Raw genomic sequence first — 15542 nt, 5'->3', positions numbered from 1 at the left:
TGTAACGAGTATTCAAGCAAAATTGTATCCGCAGCATAAGTCTGACTAAAATATTCCCAATTTGAGCAGGAAAGATCCTTAACAGTCTGTTGGGTCAACATCAATATTCCATTTCACTTTTTTACTCTCAGGTAAGGCGACAATCTGAGGATAAGTGACAGACATCAATTTTTGTAAATAACCCCGTGAAGGATGCTGGAGCAATAATTGCCAACGATAATTTCCACCTCGTTTAGCTTGAATTGCTGGAACGGGTCCCATTACCCATAAATTCGCGTCTCGCATTGGGTGTTGTTCAAAAAACTGTTTGAGCTGTCGTAAGAACTGAGGCGCACGCTGATTATTGTGATCTTCAGAGCGGATCATAATATGGCTAGAATAAGGCGGTAAAAAAGTCGCTTGTCGCTCTTGCAAAGCTTCTTTAGTGAAAGCGTCATAACCTTTTTCTAATAGTGTCAGCAAAAGAGGGTGATCAGGCTGGTGAGTTTGTAAATACACCGCGCCTTGTTTACCCGCACGACCCGCACGACCTGATACTTGTATATAAAGCTGAGCAAAGCGTTCGGCTGCACGAAAATCACTGGAGAACAGAGCGCCATCCACATCAAGTAAAGCCACTAAGGTGACATCAGGAAAGTGATGCCCTTTGGCTAACATCTGTGTACCAATAAGAATGCGTGAGCCACCCTGATAAATATCTTCCAGTTGTTGCTCTAAAGCACCTTTGCGACTTGTTGTATCTTTATCAATTCGCGTCACTGGTGTATCAGGAAATAATTCACCAATCCCTTGCTCAAGTTGTTCGGTTCCTAATCCTACGGGGATTAAATTAGTTGAACCACATTGTGGGCATTGTGCTGGAATTCGTCGCTGACTATCACATTGATGGCAACGTAGCATGCCATGTTTTTGGTGGATAGTATAATAGTGATCGCAGCGAGGGCATTCTGCTATCCAACCACATTCATGGCATAACAATGCAGGTGAAAATCCTCGGCGATTTAAAAAGAGCATTACTTGGTTACCTGCATTAAGGTGCTCTTTTATTGCTTTAATCAGAATTGGAGACAACCCTGTTGTCAGCGGTTGCCCTTTTAAATCAATTAAATGCTCTGTTGCGGGTTTTGCATTGCCTGCACGTTGAGTCAGCGTGAGTTGTTGATATTTCTTTTGCTCAACATTAAAACTAGTTTCAATTGATGGGGTTGCGGTTCCCATCACGATAGGAATGTTTTCTTGCTTTGCTCGGAAAACGGCGAGATCACGAGCATGGTAACGCCAACCATCTTGTTGTTTATAAGAGCCATCATGCTCTTCATCGATAATAATAATGCCAAGATGCTGAAAAGGGGTTAGAAGTGCCGATCGTGTGCCAATAATAATGGCGTTATCACCTCGTTTTGCTCGTAACCAAACGGCTAAGCGTTCAGTATCATTTAATCCTGAATGAAGCACATCAACAGGGGCATTAAAGCGTGCTTTAAAACGGCGGATTGTTTGGGGTGTTAAACCAATTTCAGGCACCAGTACCAGTGCTTGTTTACCTTGCGCGAGAATTTTTTCTAATACACTTAAATAAACTTCCGTTTTTCCTGAACCTGTAATACCCAATAATAACCAAGGTGAGAACTGGTCAGCCTGCGCGGTGATTGCACCTACTGCAATAGTTTGTTCTGTGTTTAACTTAAAACGTTCGCCTTGAACCGCAAGATCATTGTGCCAGTGTATAGGAGCTGGTTGAATAGGGCGAAGGTCTGCAAACTCTTTCTTTTTTAAGTTATTAAGTGTTGCAGTTGTGATTTCAAATTCATCAAGTTGATGGCGATATAAAGGTGTACGGCGAAGGGCAGCTAATGCTTGTTGCTGTTTTTTTGCACCTTTTAAACTATTGAGATCGAGATTAATCCCCTCTTCAGTAGCATACCATTGCCATAATGGTGTGAATTCTGCGGGTTTTCCTTGTCGTAATAAAATCGGCATAGCATGAAATAGCACTTCCCCTAAAGGATAGTGATAATAAGCCGATGCCCAATTTAACATATCCCACAAAACACCCGGAAAGAGTGTTTCGCTATCAAGGATCTCATCAATTGGCTTTAGCTTTTCGATAGGAAACTCACTGTGTGTACTGAGTCCTTTGACAATACCAAGAGAGCGGCGTTTATTACCAAAAGGCACGATCACCCGACTGCCGATAACAGGCGCATCAATCCCTTCTGGTAACAGGTAATCAAAAGAGGAGAATAGTGGTACAGGTAAAATTACCTGAACTATAGTCATATCAGGGTTTCCGAGAGTTTTAGCGAAAAGATGACACTAAGAATATCACAAAAAGTGTGCAGATTTCATTGCGCGTTTAGCGGATATTCTGTATGATCCGCCCCCTTTGGTAGATAAATTACCAAACACTTAATTTCAATCAACACGACGTGTGGTGTTCGGCTGTGGGCTGAATGGCGACACGGCCTTAGTAGAGGTTTTCCATGCAAAAAGATATCCATCCTAAATACGAAGAAATTACTGCATCTTGCTCTTGCGGTAACGTTATGAAAATCAACTCCACTGCAGGTCATAACCTGAATCTGGACGTTTGTGACAAATGCCACCCATTCTATACTGGTAAACAACGTGATGTTGCAACTGGTGGTCGTGTTGATCTGTTCAACAAACGCTTCAAAATTCCAGGCAGCAAATAAGATATTTGTTGTCACAAGATGTCAGCCTAGTCTGGCATCTTGCAGACAGTTCGGAATTGAAAAGAAAAGCCCAAAGTTTTTGCTTTGGGCTTTTTTTATGGGCAAAGTCCTCTCTTTTTAGATAACGTTTTTGGTAGTGACAAGCCAGATCACAACTGATAAATTATCTATTCATCCATCTATTCACTTACCTATTCATAAAGCAATTAATATCATGACAATACGCTCTGAATTGATACGGCAAATACTACGTAATGAACCTAGGTCAGCAAGACAACTTACTGATATTATGAATATTAGCCAGCCAACATTGTCACGGGCATTAAACGCGCTAAGTGATGATATTGTGCGAATTGGTTCAGGATCTTCTATTCAATATGCTTTACGCGATAGTTCCCGTGGGTTTAATTCAGTTCCTATTTATCGTATAAATGAAGAAGGTAAGGTCAAGCCGCTAGGTAAATTGACGCCAGTTTTCCCAGAAGGTTTCGTCATGGAGCGGATAGACAATGTGAACCGACATAGTGAAGGTGTGCCATGGTGGTTATTGGATATGCGCCCCCAAGGATATCTTGGGAGAGCTTATGCTTCAGCCTATTCGGCTGAGCTTGGTTTGCCCCAAAACCCAGATCGTTGGTCTGATACCGATATAATCAGAGCATTACTGACTCATGGACATGATGCAGTGGGAAATCTCCTAATAGGAGAGCAGGCAAGAGATCAATTTTTGGGTATGCAGACACCAGAAATTGTTGAGCGTGATAAAACTTATCCCACATTAGCACGAGCTGTTAGTTCGGGAGAGGATCCTGGTTCATCCGCTGGCGGGGAGCAACCCAAATTCTGCACCTATACAGAGAAAGGTCATGTTATCGTAAAATTTACGGCGCCTGACGATAATGCTGTTAGTGAGCGTTGGCGTGATCTGCTTCAAGCTGAGCATCTGGCATTAAAAGTACTTGGAGTTGAAACAGAGGTATTTGATTTTGAAGGGCAACGCTTCCTCGAAATCCCACGATTTGATCGTGTAGGCCCACTAGGTCGTATAGGTCTTTTTTCTTTACAAGCACTAGATGCTGAGTTTATAGGACGGGCAAGGGAGCCTTGGCCAGTATTAGTTAATGAGCTAATTAAGCAAAAACGAGTTCATTCAGAGGCTGCGATTAGCACGGCACGCCGTTGGGCATTTGGTATGTTGATTGGAAATACTGATATGCATCATGGCAATTTATCGTTTATCAGTAGACATGGCCGCCCATATGAGCTTTCACCCGCCTACGATATTTTACCAATGGGATTTGCGCCTAAGTCTGGTGGTGAAATAGTCAATACACTTCGTCCAGTGACATTACTTGATGGGATCAGCTGTGAAATCTGGCAGGAATGTTTAGAGTTGGCCGAGCAGTTTTATACTTTAGCTGAGAGCTGTAATTGTTTTTCTGACAATTTTTCTCCATGCCTTAAAGCGTTACGTAGTCATCTTGATGAAGCAAGTTCACGTATATCTCGTCTAGGGTGATGACAAATAGACCTAAAAAAATTAATTTAAGATGATGTGTTGCTGGATTTTGTGCATGCGGTTGATGAGAACAATCTTCGATACATACCGAAAGAACCCCCTCTCGCTAAAAGCTAGGGGGGCATAATCTGAAGCCCAAAGTTTTTGCTTTGGGCTTTTTTGTTCGTGTTAATCAAGCAATAAGTCAAAAACTGACGCTGATTAATACTCCCAAGTATCGGGATCAACCCCGCGCTGGCGCATTATTTCTTTTGCCTCTTCAGGGATTTCATCGTTACGTTCTTTACGTAAGTCTTCATCATTTGGGAGAGGCTGTCCGGTAAATGCGTGCAAAAATGCTTCACACAATAATTCACTATTGGTTGCATGTTTTAGGTTATTAACCTGACGGCGAGTGCGTTCATCGGTCAAAATTTTTAGCACTTTCAATGGAATTGAAACTGTAATTTTTTTAACTTGCTCACTCTTTTTGCCATGCTCAGCGTAAGGGCTGATATATTCACCGTTCCATTCAGCCATGGATTACCTTAATTAATATCATTTAGTTGAAGTCAGAATAGGGTTAACCCACATTCTGATGGGCAATACCAGTTTATCATGACTTTTCTAAAACCACCGACTCTTCTGGCTGAAGGTGAGAGAAAAAGTAACAGTCACTGGCGATATTCTTAATCTGTGTATTATTCCATTACTTAATCTATCCGTAAAGTAGTTTAGATGGCTAGATGTATTGACGTCTTGGTGTCTAATTGGATATGCTGTCATTCGACGTTTCCACTTATCGCTGTGACAAGGTGCCTGTATGACGAAGAAAACAGCAACAATTGCTATCCATAATGGGCTAAATGAAGACACTCAATTTGGTTGTGTCGTACCGCCTATCTATCTTTCTAGTACCTATAATTTTTTAGAGTTTAATCAGCCCCGTGCTCATGATTATTCTCGTCGAGGTAATCCAACACGCGATATGGTGCAAAAGGCATTAGCCGAGCTAGAAGGTGGAGTGGGGGCAGTTGTCACTAGCAGTGGAATGTCAGCTATTCATTTAATTTGTACGGTTTTTCTAAAACCTGGCGATGTGATTGTTGCGCCTCATGATTGTTATGGAGGAAGCTATCGCCTTTTTAACAGCCAACAAGAGCGTGGTGCTTACCGTGTGATTTTCGTTGATCAAAATGATGATATTGCACTTAAGCAAGCTTTAGCGCATCAGCCTAAAATTGTTTTTATCGAAACACCAAGTAATCCTCTTTTAAGAATAACGGATATTCAAAAAATCAGTGAACTTGCTCATCAACAAGGTGCTTTAGTGGTTGCTGATAACACCTTTATGAGCCCTGTCTTGCAAAAGCCGTTAGCATTAGGCGCTGATATTGTTGTGCACTCATGCACAAAATATCTTAATGGACACTCAGATATTGTCGCTGGTGTTGTTATCTGTCAGTGTCAGAAACAGCTTGAGGAGCTAAGCTGGTGGGCGAATAATATTGGCGTCACATCTGGCGCATTTGATAGCTATTTATTATTACGAGGCATAAGAACATTAGTTCCTCGAATTCGACTTCAGCAAGAAAATGCACAGGCATTAGTGGCGTTTTTACAAGCACAGCCATTAGTCGAAAAAATGTATTACCCCGCACTGGAAAATCATGTTGGTCATCAAATAGCAAAAAAACAGCAACAAGGTTTCGGTGCAATGTTAAGTTTTGAGTTAAAAGGGGGATTGGATGTGATTAAACTCTTTTTATCTCAATTAACACTCTTTACACTGGCAGAATCTTTAGGTGGGGTAGAAACCTTAATTTGTCACCCTGCCACCATGACACATGCAGGTATGTCAGAAGAAGCGAAAAAAACAGCAGGGATCAGCCCCTCATTACTTCGTATCTCGGTGGGTATTGAAGATAGCCAGGATTTAATCAATGATTTGCAAAGTGCGTTTGATGCAGCAACTAAAAGGTAACCATGGATCATGAGCGTAGTGGCGATTAAACAACAGGCGGAGCCGATTTGCCGTCAGTTACATAAATTCGGTGGTAGCAGTCTTGCGGACATAAAATGTTATCAACGTGTCGTGAATATCATGACGAACTATAGCCAACCTAATGACCTAATGGTGGTTTCTGCGGCGGGCTCCACGACGAATCAGTTGATTAGCTGGCTGAAACTTAGCCAAAGTGATCGTATTTCTGCCCATCAAGTTCAGCAAACGTTGCGCCGTTACCAGTTATCTTTAATTGAAGGGTTACTTTCAAAAGAGAATGCAGAATTACTTTCCCAAGCCTTTATTGCTGATCTTGAACGCTTAAGTTATTTGTTAGATAAACCAATTACAGACGCAACTTATGCAGAAGTTGTCGGCCACGGTGAAATTTGGTCTGCAAGATTAATGGCGAATTTGCTTACAGAGCAAGGTTTACCTAGTGTGTGGTTAGATGCGCGTGAGTTCTTGTGTGCTGAAAGGGCGGCTCAGCCACAAGTCAACGAAACGTTATCTCGCCCATTACTTCAAGCACTCTTAGCTAAACATCCTGAAAGCCGTTTTGTTGTAACGGGTTTTATTAGTCGCAATCAACAAGGTGAAACGGTCTTATTAGGTCGTAACGGTAGTGACTACTCTGCAACACAAGTTGGGGCTTTAGCCGATGTTGGTAAAGTTACAATTTGGAGTGATGTTGCGGGTGTTTATAGTGCAGATCCTCGCAAAGTAAAAGATGCTTGTTTATTACCCTTGTTGCGTTTAGATGAAGCGAGTGAATTGGCTCGATTAGCCGCCCCAGTTTTACATACGCGTACACTTCAACCCGTTTCAGGCAGTAATATTGATTTACAACTTCGTTGTAGCTATCAACCAGAGCAAGGATCAACACGTATAGAACGTGTGTTGGCATCAGGAACGGGCGCTAAAATAGTGACTAGCCATGATGATGTTTGTTTGATTGAGCTCCAACTTCCATCACATCAAAATTTCGAACAAGTGGCGAAAGAGGTTGATGAATTACTTAAGCGTGCACAAATTCGCCCTTTAGCTACTGGTGTGGATAAAGACAGTCAACTTTTACAACTTTGCTATACCAGTGAAGTGGCTAATAGTGCATTGGACGTGCTACAAGATGCAGTTTTACCAGGTAAATTACATTTACGAGAAGGCTTCTCATTAGTGGCTTTAGTGGGGGCGGGTGTTTGTAAAAATCCTCTGCATTGTCATCGTTTTTATCAACAACTTAAAGACCAACCAGTTGAATTTATTTGGCATGCGGAAGATAACATCAGTTTAGTTGCGGTATTACGTAATTATACTGAGCACTTGCTGCAAGGTTTGCATCAAACGTTATTTAGAGCTGAAAAACAAATTGGCTTAGTACTGTTTGGTAAAGGGAATATTGGTTCACGTTGGTTAGAATTGTTTGCTCGCGAACAAGAGCCTTTATCAGCACGCAGTGATTTTGAATTTATCCTTGCGGGCGTGGTCGATAGCCGTCGCAGTTTGCTGGACTACCAAGGGATTAATCCTAGTCGTGCTTTGGCATTCTTTGATGACGAAGCAACTGAACATACGGAAGAGTCACTCTATCTTTGGATGAGAGCACATCCTTATGATGATTTAGTGGTAGTTGATATTACTGCCAATGAGTCTCTTGCCGCTTCTTATGAAGATTTTGCTAGCTACGGTTTTCATGTTATCAGTGCAAATAAGATTGCTGGCTCGGCTTCAGGTGTGCGCTATCGTGCCACACGAGATGCGTTTTCTAAAACAGGTCGCCATTGGTTATATAACGCTACAGTGGGTGCGGGTTTACCCATTAATCATACGGTGCGTGATCTGCGTGAAAGTGGTGACACTATTTTATCCATTAGCGGTATTTTCTCTGGCACACTTTCTTGGTTATTTTTGCAATTTGATGGCACAGTTCCTTTCAGTGAGTTGGTGGAACAAGCTTGGCAACAAGGATTAACAGAGCCTGATCCACGAATTGATTTATCAGGGCAAGATGTGATGCGTAAACTGGTTATTCTTGCTCGTGAAGCGGGTTATGACATCGAGCCAGAGCAGGTACGTGTTGAATCTTTAGTACCTGTGCAAGCTGAAACTGGTTCGCTAGGAGAATTTTTTGATAACAGTGCGCTGATTAATGAACAAATGGCACAACGATTAGCTGCTGCAAATGAAATGGACATGGTATTACGTTATATCGCCCGTTTTGATGCTAATGGTAAAGCTAAAGTCGGTGTTGAAGCCGTGAGAAAAGATCATCCCCTCGCTTCGCTATTACCAGGGGATAATTTATTTGCGATTGAAAGTCGTTGGTATCGTGATAATCCGCTTGTGATCAGAGGGCCGGGAGCTGGCAGAGATGTGACCGCAGGCGCAATTCAGTCAGATTTAAACCGTCTTTCTCAATTACTGTAATTTAATTATTTCTTTTTTATAAAGGTTATCAGCGGGTTATTTTCTGCTGATAACCTTTTGTCATTTTTGTGTCATATCACCCAATTTTTTTAATTTCTTTGGCTATACTTAATTTATCTCTAGTCACAAAGGAGCGATTGATGTCAAAGGTAGTAAGACAGATTGTCCCACTAAGAAATGAAATGACGGAGGTGAACCATCAAGCTAAAGAGAACTTTTGTCAGTAGCTCATGATGTGAAATTTAAGCATCTTGAGTGGAAGTTGAAGTACAGTTACAACGTGTTTAAACGTTATTAAGAGTACAATTCGATTTACCACATGTTTTACAACAGACAACTTAACTTACTGAAAGAACAATTCGTTATTCTTAATTTAAAGCGCTGATATTCAGCGCTTTATTCGTTTTTATCTTATGAAAATTTTAATCGGAAAATTTAATCGAGTAAAAATGTAAAAGAGAAGAAAAATAAGGAATAAAATAGAGACATGAGTTATAGCCCATCGGTGAAATAAGCTAAGAATCAAAAAATAGACCAGACAATTTATCAATATTAAAAAAAATCATCTAAATTTACCGCCAGATAAACCCTCACGTATCTTGCCCTTTCTAGTAAAAAACGCTTCTTAGTCGATAAGAAACAAAAATATGTCCTTATTTTTGGCAAAATTGAGCCAAAACAACATGAATATTAGCCATTCTTATAACACTAAAGCCGTAATTAAATTTCAGAAAAATCCCCCAAACCGATTATTTTCTGATATGAATAGTAGGCTAAGTAAAAAAAGCAGTGTGGCTTATCACAAAAATCAAAATAAAGTCACATCAGAAATGAAAGTTAATTACACAACTGGGAGGACATGACTTTTCTAATAGGAAGAAGCATGTTGTTACCGCCACAAAGACAAGGTCAGGAGTCTTATGAATCAACAATATTCTGCTATGCGTAGCAATGTCAGTATGCTTGGCAAGCTACTTGGAGATACGATAAAAGAAGCACTCGGTGAAGAAATTTTAGATAAGGTTGAATCTATTCGAAAATTATCTAAATCGTCACGAGCAGGTAATGAAGTTCAGCGACAAAAACTGTTGTTGACGTTACAAAATCTCTCTAATGATGAATTATTGCCTGTTGCTAGAGCATTTAATCAATTCTTAAACCTGACGAACGTGGCAGAACAATACCATAGCATTTCGCCTCATGGCGAAGCGGCTAGCAATCCTGTGGCATTGGCAAAACTGATCACCCGACTAAAAGATAAGAATTTTACCGACGAGCAATTAAAAGAAGCCGTAGAGCAAATCTCTATTGAGCTGGTATTAACGGCACACCCAACCGAAATTGCACGTCGCACACTTATTCATAAATTAGTTGAAGTAAATACCTGCTTATCTCAACTCGACCACGATGATTTAGCGGATTACGAGCGTACTAATATTATGCGCCGTCTGCGCCAGTTAGTGGCTCAATCATGGCATACTGACGAAATTAGAAAAATTCGCCCAACACCAATTGATGAAGCAAAATGGGGCTTTGCGGTTGTTGAAAATAGCTTATGGGAAGGTGTTCCTGCTTTTTTACGTGAATTTAATGAGCAGCTTAGAGAGTCCATTGATTACAACTTACCAGTAGAAGCTTCTCCTATTCGTTTTACCTCATGGATGGGTGGAGATCGTGATGGTAACCCAAATGTGACGGCTGAAATCACACGCCATGCTTTACTATTAAGCCGTTGGAAAGCTGCTGATTTATTCTTAAATGATATTCAAGTCCTTGTTTCAGAACTTTCAATGACAGAAAGTACACCTGAACTGCGTGAATTAGCGGGTGGTGCTGAAGTTGCAGAGCCTTATCGTGAAATTGCTAAACAATTGCGTACACGTTTACAAGTGACTCGCGATTATCTAGAGCAACGCATTAAAGGGCTACAATCGTTACCGCCAGAAGGCTTATTGATTGATAATGAAGAACTTTGGGAGCCGTTATACGCGTGTTATCAATCATTAACTCAATGTGGTATGCGTATTATTGCCAATGGGCAACTGTTAGATACATTACGCCGTATTCGTTGTTTTGGCTTACAACTGGTGAAACTGGATATTCGCCAAGAAAGCACCAATCACACTGAAGCACTCTCTGAATTAACACAATATTTAGAGCTTGGTGATTATGCAAATTGGTCTGAAGAGCAAAAACAAACTTTCTTACTTGAAGAATTAAATTCTAAACGCCCATTGATCCCGACAAATTGGCAACCAAGCGCAGCGACTCAAGAAGTATTTGAGACTTGTCGTGTCATTGCACAATCACCTAAAGATTCTATTGCCTCTTATGTGATTTCAATGGCAAAAGTGCCTTCTGATGTATTAGCGGTAAAACTATTACTGAAAGAAGCTGGTGCGAATATTCGCTTACCTGTTGCTCCTTTATTTGAAACGCTTGAAGACTTAAATAACGCTGAAAGCGTAATGACCCGTTTGTTTAATATCCCTTGGTATCGTGATCTAATTGATGACAAACAAATGGTGATGATTGGCTATTCAGACTCAGCAAAAGATGCGGGTGTGATGGCGGCATCATGGGCGCAATATCGTGCTCAAGATGCATTAATCAAACTCTGTGAAAAATCAGGCGTAACATTAACACTATTCCATGGACGTGGCGGTACGATTGGTCGTGGTGGCGCGCCAGCACATGCAGCTTTACTTTCTCAACCACCAGGAAGTTTAAAAGGCGGTCTGCGTGTGACAGAACAAGGTGAAATGATCCGCTTTAAGTTCGGACTACCACAAGTCACAATCAGCAGTCTTGCTCACTATGCTGGTGCAATTTTAGAAGCCAATTTATTGCCACCACCAGAGCCAAAAGCACCTTGGATTGAGGTCATGGATTCTTTGTCTGACGTTTCTTGTGCAATGTATCGTGACTATGTGCGAGGGCAAGAAGACTTTGTTCCTTACTTTAGAGCGGCAACTCCAGAAGGCGAGTTGGGTAAACTACCATTAGGCTCTCGTCCTGCAAAACGTCGTCCTACTGGTGGTGTCGAAACCTTGCGTGCTATTCCGTGGATCTTCGCATGGACTCAAAACCGCTTAATGTTACCTGCTTGGTTGGGCGCTGGTGCCGCATTACAGCATGAAATTGATGGCGGGAAACAAGCGGTATTAGACGATATGTGTGAGAACTGGCCGTTCTTTAATACACGTATTGCGATGTTGGAAATGGTCTATGCTAAAGCGGATTTATGGTTAGCGGAATATTACGATCAACGTTTAGTCGAAGAGCGTTTATGGCCACTAGGAGCTAAATTACGTCAGCAACTTTCTGATGATATTAAGAGTGTTTTGGCGATTTCAAAAGATGAGCACTTAATGGCAGATTTACCTTGGGTTGCAGAATCTATCGCACTACGTAATGTCTATACTGATCCATTAAACGTACTTCAGGCCGAGTTATTACAGCGTTCTCGTACACATAGTGAGTCGGATCCTCGTATTGAACAGGCACTAATGGTCACTATTGCAGGTATTGCGGCAGGTATGCGTAATACAGGCTAGAGACATCAGTATTTAGAAATAAAAACAGCGCGTAATGATAGCGCTGTTTTTTGTTTTTTATTTCTTATCTCTGATATTGGTTTTATTTTTTTGCTTCTTCATAAGACTCAATAGCTCTTATTCGTGCTTTTGCGTGATCAACTATGGGTAATGGGTAATCGAGAGAATTATTGGTTTTTGCTGCCCATTCGTGAGGCGTATGAATATATCGACTCGGCACATTGGCGAGTTCAGGAAGCCAATGGCGGATAAATTCACCATCAGGATCGAACTTACGACCTTGAGTGGTAGGATTAAAAATTCGAAAATAAGGTACGGCATCAGTTCCTGTTGATGCGGCCCACTGCCAACCCCCATTATTTGATGCGAAATCACCATCAGTCAGTTGTGACATAAAATAACGCTCACCCCAACGCCAATCAATTAACAAGTCTTTGATAAGAAAGCTCGCCGTGAGCATACGTAAGCGGTTATGCATCCAACCTGTTTGGTTAAGCTGTCGCATCGCAGCATCAATAATAGGGAAACCCGTTGAGCCTTGAGTCCAAGCATTAAATTCATCTTGATTATTACGCCAATTGATTTTTTCTGTCCAAAGCTGAAAAGCAATGTGTTTGCATAAATTGGGATTTGCCACAATTAAGTGTTGGTAAAACTCTCGCCAAACAAGTTCATTAAACCAAACAAATGCACCTGATGTGCTGTTTTCTAAGAAATCAGGTTCAGTTTGATAAAGGCGATTAAAACATTGTCGAATAGACAGTAATCCAATCGAAAGATAGGGGGATAATCGACTTGTACCATCAACTGCGGGAATGTCTCGCCATTTTGCATAATGTGGGACGCTTTCATAACAGAATTGCTTTAAGCGTTTAAGTGCCTCTTCTTCAGTAGAGATAAAAGAGGGCAAGCTTGTATTTTCAAGTGAAAATAGCGGTGCTTTTAAAGGTGATACCGCTTTTTGATGTGTCCTGATCTCTGGGATAGGTAACGAAGCGTTATTTTGTGAAAAAAAGAGCCGAAGGAATGCATTTCTAAAGGGAGTAAAAACCTTATACATCTCCCCTTGTTGGGTGACTACATTACCTGGTGGAATAAACACATTGTCATGATAAGCATAAACGGTTGTCTTATTCTTCAGTAACTCAGTGACTTTTTCATCACGGCGTTGTTCATTAAAGGCATATTGGTGATTGAAAAAAAGGGCGGTGGCTTGATGCTGTTGGCAATACTCAGCCACTTTATCGGCTGCATTTGAATAAGTATCGCTAATCACGATTGTCAGTGGAATATTGAGTTTTGCCAGTGATATTGAAAGATCCAGCAAAGCATTATGAATGAACGCCTGACATGACAAAGCCATATTGTGGGCTTTCCATTGTTCAGGCGTTACGGTGAAAAGAGCATGCACCTGTGCTTGTTTATCTTGGCAAGCGTTAAAGAGTGCTTTGTTATCCGTCACTCTTAAATCATTACGAAACCAGACCAAATGAACAGAAGACGGGTGCATGTGACCTCTCTTAATCTAATTTAGGATGTTGATCGATAAGCGCTTGGCGTTTTTTCTGTAATGCCTCAATTTCAGCTTCAATATCTTCAACACGTTGCTCGATATTATCATAATGCTCAGACAGAATTTCTTTTGCCTCTGATCTATCTGATGCCGCAGGTGTTGCACCTCGTAAAGGTTTATTTGCGGTTTCAATCATCTTAATCCCTGTGATCAAACCGACAACGGCGACAATCATCAGATAATAAGCAGGCATATATAAGTCACCAGTTGCTTCAACTAACCATGCCGCTGCCGTTGGTGTTGCACCTGCCACTAATACAGAAATATTAAATGCAATAGCTAATGCACTATAACGAATATGCGTTGGGAATATGGCAGGTAAAATAGACGCCATTACCCCAGTAAAACAGTTGAGTAGAACCGCAAGAATTAATAATCCTAAGAAAATTAAACCGATTTCATCACTGTTAATCATCATAAACGCAGGGTAAGCAAGAATAAACAACCCAATACTACCACCGATAACAAACGGTTTACGGCCAATTTTATCACTGAGTAAGCCGATCACAGGCTGTACAAATAACATCCCTATCATAATCGCGATAATAATCAAAACACCGTGATCTGCCGAATAGTTTAAGTTATGGGATAAATAACTCGGCATATACGTTAATAACATATAGTAGGTGACGTTAGTGGCAATCACTAAACCCACGCAGACGGTCAAACTTTTCCAATATTTTGAGGCGATTTCACGTAATGAAACACGCGGTGGATTTTCGATAGATTTACGGTCATCGCTGTTCATTTCATCAACATGCTGTTGGAATGCAGGCGTTTCTTCTAAAGCATGACGTAAATACAAACCAATAAGACCTAATGGTAATGCTAAGAAGAACGGGATACGCCACCCCCACTCATGGAATGCTGTTTCTCCAAGGATAGTAGAAATAAGTACAACAACACCTGCACCCATAACAAAACCAGCAATAGAACCAAAGTCTAACCAGCTTCCCATAAATCCACGTTTACGGTCTGGTGAGTATTCAGCAACGAAAATCGCCGCTCCTGAATATTCACCACCAATGGAGAAACCTTGTGCTAATTTAGCGAGTAATAATAAAACGGGAGCCCAGATCCCAATAGTTTCATAAGCAGGGATCAGACCAATGGCAAACGTACTGAGCGCCATAATAATGATGGTGACAGATAACACTTTCTGACGACCAAATTTATCCCCTAGCATCCCAAACACAATGCCACCTAATGGTCTTACAAGGAAAGGTACAGAGAATGTGGCAAGGGCTGCAATCATCTGCACACCTGGAGATGCGCCAGGGAAAAACACTTGACCTAAAACATAAGCGAGAAAGCCGTAGACACCGAAGTCGAACCATTCCATGGCATTACCTAATGCCGCGGCGGTAATGGCTTTTTTCAGCTTACTATCATCAATAATTGTTATATCATTGATTTGTAATGGTTTGTTTCTTTTCTTCTTCATTTTCATATTAAGTGACCTTTTATTAAGGTATTCGTAATTTCTTGTTATTCAATTAATTAAAAGAAATGAAGTGACTATTTGATAGCGAGAAGAGTGAGTAATAAAAATTCACTAAAAAACAGCTTACTTCTACCTATTTTAAATAGTGGTATTAAGCTAATAGATAAGAGAATATTTATTAAGTATAGATGAGATTAAATAAGATTTTAGGAAGTTTTCTTTGTCGTTTTGATATAACAAAACATAGCCTCTAGTATTAAAATGTGATCGTTATCATAACGTAATTCTGCTTTTGTGTAAAATTTGTAGTGTGAGAGGTTTTAAATTTACGTTAAGTAAACT

The 15542-nt window shown here is 40.8% G+C and carries 9 protein-coding genes; 5 read left to right on the top strand and 4 right to left on the bottom strand.

Translation table 11 applies throughout. The features are described from left to right. Positions 1 to 78: 78 nt before the first annotated feature. Positions 79 to 2280 carry a primosomal protein N' gene (gene priA, locus ACNARN_RS14970; RefSeq protein ID WP_416304632.1) on the bottom strand — a complete coding sequence of 734 codons (2202 nt, stop codon included), beginning with the start codon at positions 2278 to 2280 and terminating at the stop codon, positions 79 to 81. A gap of 203 nt (positions 2281 to 2483) precedes the next feature. Between priA and rpmE the strand changes: the two genes are divergently transcribed. Then, positions 2484 to 2696: a 50S ribosomal protein L31 gene (gene rpmE, locus ACNARN_RS14965; RefSeq protein ID WP_006534140.1), complete on the top strand. Its 213-nt coding sequence runs from the start codon at positions 2484 to 2486 to the stop codon at positions 2694 to 2696. Positions 2697 to 2910: 214 nt separating this feature from the next. Beyond that, the gene (gene yjjJ, locus ACNARN_RS14960) at positions 2911 to 4215 is read left to right on the top strand and encodes a type II toxin-antitoxin system HipA family toxin YjjJ (RefSeq protein ID WP_416304660.1); all 1305 of its coding nucleotides are present in this window, start codon (positions 2911 to 2913) and stop codon (positions 4213 to 4215) included. Between the two features lie 201 nt (positions 4216 to 4416). On the opposite strand, the gene metJ is transcribed toward yjjJ, so the two are convergent. Then, the gene (gene metJ / locus ACNARN_RS14955; RefSeq protein ID WP_006534139.1) at positions 4417 to 4734 is read right to left on the bottom strand and encodes a met regulon transcriptional regulator MetJ; all 318 of its coding nucleotides are present in this window, start codon (positions 4732 to 4734) and stop codon (positions 4417 to 4419) included. A gap of 283 nt (positions 4735 to 5017) precedes the next feature. On the opposite strand from metJ, the gene metB reads away from it, so the two are divergent. The 3 genes from metB to ppc all read left to right on the top strand — a co-directional run bounded on the left by metB (position 5018) and on the right by ppc (position 12183). Further along, complete coding sequence (gene metB / locus ACNARN_RS14950) at positions 5018 to 6178, top strand: cystathionine gamma-synthase (protein ID WP_198620349.1); 1161 nt, start codon at positions 5018 to 5020, stop codon at positions 6176 to 6178. Between the two features lie 9 nt (positions 6179 to 6187). Then, on the top strand, positions 6188 to 8626 hold the full coding sequence (locus ACNARN_RS14945; protein WP_416304631.1) for a bifunctional aspartate kinase/homoserine dehydrogenase II: 2439 nt from the start codon (positions 6188 to 6190) through the stop codon (positions 8624 to 8626). A 920-nt stretch (positions 8627 to 9546) separates the two neighbouring features. Next, positions 9547 to 12183, top strand: coding sequence for a phosphoenolpyruvate carboxylase (gene ppc / locus ACNARN_RS14940; RefSeq protein ID WP_198620351.1), 2637 nt, complete (start codon positions 9547 to 9549; stop codon positions 12181 to 12183). An 82-nt stretch (positions 12184 to 12265) separates the two neighbouring features. On the opposite strand, the gene phrB is transcribed toward ppc, so the two are convergent. Then, positions 12266 to 13693, bottom strand: coding sequence for a deoxyribodipyrimidine photo-lyase (gene phrB / locus ACNARN_RS14935; protein ID WP_416304630.1), 1428 nt, complete (start codon positions 13691 to 13693; stop codon positions 12266 to 12268). A 10-nt stretch (positions 13694 to 13703) separates the two neighbouring features. Next, positions 13704 to 15206, bottom strand: coding sequence for a glycine betaine/L-proline transporter ProP (gene proP / locus ACNARN_RS14930; protein ID WP_198620353.1), 1503 nt, complete (start codon positions 15204 to 15206; stop codon positions 13704 to 13706). Between the last annotated feature and the right edge of the window lie 336 nt (positions 15207 to 15542).

Source organism: Proteus sp. TSJ240517, from assembly GCF_047921575.1.
In the GTDB taxonomy this organism is placed as follows: domain Bacteria; phylum Pseudomonadota; class Gammaproteobacteria; order Enterobacterales; family Enterobacteriaceae; genus Proteus.
Note: the sequence above shows the minus strand (reverse complement) of the source record. Positions and strands in the feature narration are given on the sequence as shown.

Excerpts from the sequence above, each read along its gene's own strand:
- ppc (WP_198620351.1), top strand. The coding sequence starts at position 9,547 with ATGAATCAACAATATTCTGCTATGCGTAGCAATGTCAGTATGCTTGGC.
- proP (WP_198620353.1), bottom strand. The coding sequence starts at position 15,206 with ATGAAAATGAAGAAGAAAAGAAACAAACCATTACAAATCAATGATATA.
- rpmE (WP_006534140.1), top strand. The coding sequence starts at position 2,484 with ATGCAAAAAGATATCCATCCTAAATACGAAGAAATTACTGCATCTTGC.
- ACNARN_RS14945 (WP_416304631.1), top strand. The coding sequence starts at position 6,188 with ATGAGCGTAGTGGCGATTAAACAACAGGCGGAGCCGATTTGCCGTCAG.
- yjjJ (WP_416304660.1), top strand. The coding sequence starts at position 2,911 with ATGACAATACGCTCTGAATTGATACGGCAAATACTACGTAATGAACCT.
- priA (WP_416304632.1), bottom strand. The coding sequence starts at position 2,280 with ATGACTATAGTTCAGGTAATTTTACCTGTACCACTATTCTCCTCTTTT.
- phrB (WP_416304630.1), bottom strand. The coding sequence starts at position 13,693 with ATGCACCCGTCTTCTGTTCATTTGGTCTGGTTTCGTAATGATTTAAGA.
- metJ (WP_006534139.1), bottom strand. The coding sequence starts at position 4,734 with ATGGCTGAATGGAACGGTGAATATATCAGCCCTTACGCTGAGCATGGC.
- metB (WP_198620349.1), top strand. The coding sequence starts at position 5,018 with ATGACGAAGAAAACAGCAACAATTGCTATCCATAATGGGCTAAATGAA.